The organism is Nitrospirota bacterium (genome assembly GCA_016214385.1).
Taxonomy (GTDB): domain Bacteria; phylum Nitrospirota; class Thermodesulfovibrionia; order UBA6902; family JACROP01; genus JACROP01.
The window spans coordinates 1-3,378 of sequence record JACROP010000084.1; the positions used below are offsets into that span (position 1 = coordinate 1).

General features: G+C 44.8%; 5 protein-coding genes. All 5 read right to left on the reverse strand.

What is annotated here, in order from left to right:
* Positions 1-476 (reverse strand): rod shape-determining protein (locus tag HZC12_05285; protein MBI5026136.1); only part of this gene is annotated, 476 nt, incomplete at its 3' end.
* Complete coding sequence (locus HZC12_05290; protein MBI5026137.1) at positions 477-926, reverse strand: RDD family protein; 450 nt, start codon at positions 924-926, stop codon at positions 477-479. It lies immediately after the preceding gene.
* A gap of 239 nt (positions 927-1,165) precedes the next feature.
* Complete coding sequence (locus tag HZC12_05295; GenBank protein ID MBI5026138.1) at positions 1,166-2,236, reverse strand: tetratricopeptide repeat protein; 1,071 nt, start codon at positions 2,234-2,236, stop codon at positions 1,166-1,168.
* The gene (locus HZC12_05300; protein ID MBI5026139.1) at positions 2,226-2,882 is read right to left on the reverse strand and encodes a ribulose-phosphate 3-epimerase; all 657 of its coding nucleotides are present in this window, start codon (positions 2,880-2,882) and stop codon (positions 2,226-2,228) included. Before HZC12_05300 ends, HZC12_05295 begins: the two co-directional genes overlap by 11 nt.
* Positions 2,883-2,898: 16 nt before the next feature.
* Positions 2,899-3,285, reverse strand: coding sequence for a PASTA domain-containing protein (locus tag HZC12_05305; protein MBI5026140.1), 387 nt, complete (start codon positions 3,283-3,285; stop codon positions 2,899-2,901).
* Positions 3,286-3,378: the final 93 nt, after the last annotated feature.

The window sequence follows — 3,378 nt, forward strand, 5'->3', positions numbered from 1 at the left end:
ATCATGTTGCCTGTAGGTTCTCCAATAGGAAGTCCCACACCCAATGCCGCAGCCATGGGCTCTTCTATAAGATAGACCTCTCTCGCGCCAGAAGCCTGTACAGCATCCTTTACAGCCCTCTGCTCAACCTGTGTTATTCCAGAAGGAACTCCGATTACAACCCTCGGCGAAATAAAGCTCTTCCTGTTATGTACCTTTCTTATGAAGTATCGAAGCATCTCACCTGTCTTGTCAAAGTCTGCGATAACTCCATCCTTCATCGGTCTCATTGCAACTATATTCATCGGCGTCTTACCAAACATCTTCTTGGCCTCAGCTCCAACAGCTATAACCCTGTTCGTGTCTTTCTGTACAGCAACGACAGAAGGTTCGTTACACACAATGCCTTTACCTTTAACAAAAACAAGGGTATTTGCAGTGCCAAGGTCTACAGCAAGGTCATTTGAAAATAATCCAAGAATTTTATTGAGAAACATTTACCCTCCTTCTATTATCTTTTCAGTCCTGTTTTCCTGCTTAACTGTTTTTTCTTCAATAACCTGGGTCTTTGCCAGCTCGTCTCCGAGCCTCATACCCGTACTGCTGCCAATCATAAGGAGCCCCTCAAGGGTTAAAATTATCGCCGGGAAGATAAAACCTATCAATGGTATCACCATCAAGATGTATCCCACAGCAAAAGGGAAATTCCTGATTATTGACTCCCTGAAGCCGCATGCACTCATGGCCTCAGGATTGACAACCTTAAGCCCTATAAGGCGCTTGCCAATACTTCTACCATCGAAAAGGCCATCACATATGAGAAGATAGGTCAGGCCTGCAAAATAGCCGACCTTTGGAATCGTTTCAAGTAAAGCGCCAACAATAATAAAATCAATGGTCTTCGCTATTGTCCTGTTTAGAATGCTGGCTTTTGTTAATCCTTCCAAGGCCTTCTCCCTCACATTTTTCATACTAACAAATAGCCATTTATATTTCAAGGACTATAAAGGACCCACACCCTCACCCCAGCCCTCTCCCATCAAGGGAGAGGGAGGATTAAAGGATGTCAATGTCTATTTTTAGGAAGGGTAAATCGTAATGAGTAATGCGTGATGCGTTATGTGTATTTATTTTGCACATTACTCATTACGCATTACGGGTCACGGCCTTTTGAATCCTCGAGAACTCATGGGAAGTTGAATGGGAAGCCCCTCTCGGATCGGGCAGCATTGAGGAGTTTCTTTGCATAACCCTCCTCAATCTTAAAGCCATAAGCACGGGCAAGGTTGAAAGCCCTTGAGAAAGCCCTTACAGATGAAGATAATCCCTCCATCCCCCCTTTAGAAAAGGGGGGCGAGGGGGGATTTGAAAGGTATTGCAATTCTCCTGAAGCAAGGATGCAGTAAATCTGCCCCCTGGGGTCTTTTGTTTTTTTAAAAAAGGAATCTGCCACTTTAAATTTCTCCAGGGCCTTCTCAATGTCCCCGAGCATCTTGTAACTTGTGCCGAGACTCCAGAGTGTATAGGCATAGCTAACATTGTCACCTATTTTTTTATAGAGGGCCGTGGCCTTTTTAAAATATGAGATGGCCTCTTTATAGTCTTCCCTCATTCTTTTTGCATTTCCAATGCCACAGTAAGAATAGGCAAGGCCAAAGCGGTCTTTTATATCCCTGAAGGTCTCATTGGCCTTCTTGTAATACTTCTCTGAATCATTAAAATTTCCTGCAACCCTGCTGGAGCCTCCAAGGCCACAGTAACAATAACCTGCCCCTGCCCTGTTTTTAAGATGCTGATAAATAACAAGTGCGCTCTGAAAGCGTTTGATTGCAGACCTCAGGTCGCCCCTTATCCTTAAAGTGCCACCCTCAGCCCACAGGGAAAATGCAACCCCTTCTTTATCCTTCAGGTTTTTATATAGTTTTCTTGCCTTAAATATAATGTCGAGGGCATCCTTCCATCTTCCAAGTGCCCTGACAGAGAGCGCCATGCCTGAAAGGGCGTCTGCTTCAGATGTTTTATCGCCAATAGCCTGTGCAATCTCGAGGGCTTTCTGATAATAAGATATGGCTATTGTAAAATCGCCTGTTGCCCTTAATGTATCACCGAGGCAAAGGTAGCAGTCGACAATACCATCAATATCAGCTTTTCTTTTGAAACCCCTGAGGGCCTTTTTGTATAATTTAAGTGCCTCGCCATATTTTGCTGACGCCCTCTTCTTCTCTGCCTCCCTGAAAAACTCTTGATCAAGTACCAACCTTTCTCCTGACCGCTTTTACAATTTCCGTATAGTCCTCTGAATTAAAAAAAGCAGACCCCATTACTAATATGTCAGCGCCAGCCATAGCTATCTCCCTGACATTATCTACATTGACTCCTCCATCAACCTCTATTTCAATCCTGTAACCTGCATCCTCTATTATCTCCTTAAGCCTCTTTATCTTGCCAATGACCTGTGGTATAAATCCCTGGCCGCCAAAGCCAGGATTTACTGACATCAGCAATACTAAATCAACATCCGGCAGAATAAAATCAAGGCTGCTGAGCGGAGTGGCGGGATTAAGGGAAACTCCTGCCTTTTTACCGCTTTCCCTGATCCAGTGGATACTCCTGTGCAGATGAACAGACGCCTCTGAGTGGATGGTAATAATATCGGCTCCTGCCTTAACAAAAGGCATTATAAATCTGTCTGGTTCCTCAATCATCAGATGGACGTCGAGGGGGAGAGATGTAATCTTTCTCAAAGCCTCAACCACAAGGGGGCCAACAGTGATATTGGGGACAAAATGCCCATCCATAACATCGATGTGGATTAAATCCGCGCCGGCCTTTACAGCCTTTTTTACTTCCTCGCCAAGCCTTGAAAAATCCGCAGAAAGAATAGAAGGAGCTATCTTAACCATAAAACCTCCTGAAATATTACCACTCTTTTGTTTCCTCACCAATAGTGACCTCTACGGTAGCTCCCTTTTTTATAACGCTTCCGGCATTAGGTTTCTGGGAGAGAATTTTATCCCCTTTGCCTTTTTCTGATAACCTGAGCCCAAGTCTCTGTGCTAAAGCCCTTGCATCTTCAAGTGATCTATCAGTAAAAGACGGACATTTGTAAGATACCTCATAAGGCCCGAGACTGACAAGGAGGCTTACCATGCCCCCTCCGGGTTCCCCTGTCTGAGGACGCTGGGCGATTACCATATCTTTTCCAACAGTATCTGAATGTACCCTGCTGACCCTGCCTGTCCTGAGCCCTGCCTTAGACAGAATGAGCTCTGCCTTATCGAGAGGCTCTCCTTCAACAGCCGGCATTGAAGCCACCACTGGCCCCTTACTTAAAAATACTCTGATATTTCTGCCTTCCTTTACCTTCTGACCTGGTAGTATATCCTGCCTTGCAATATA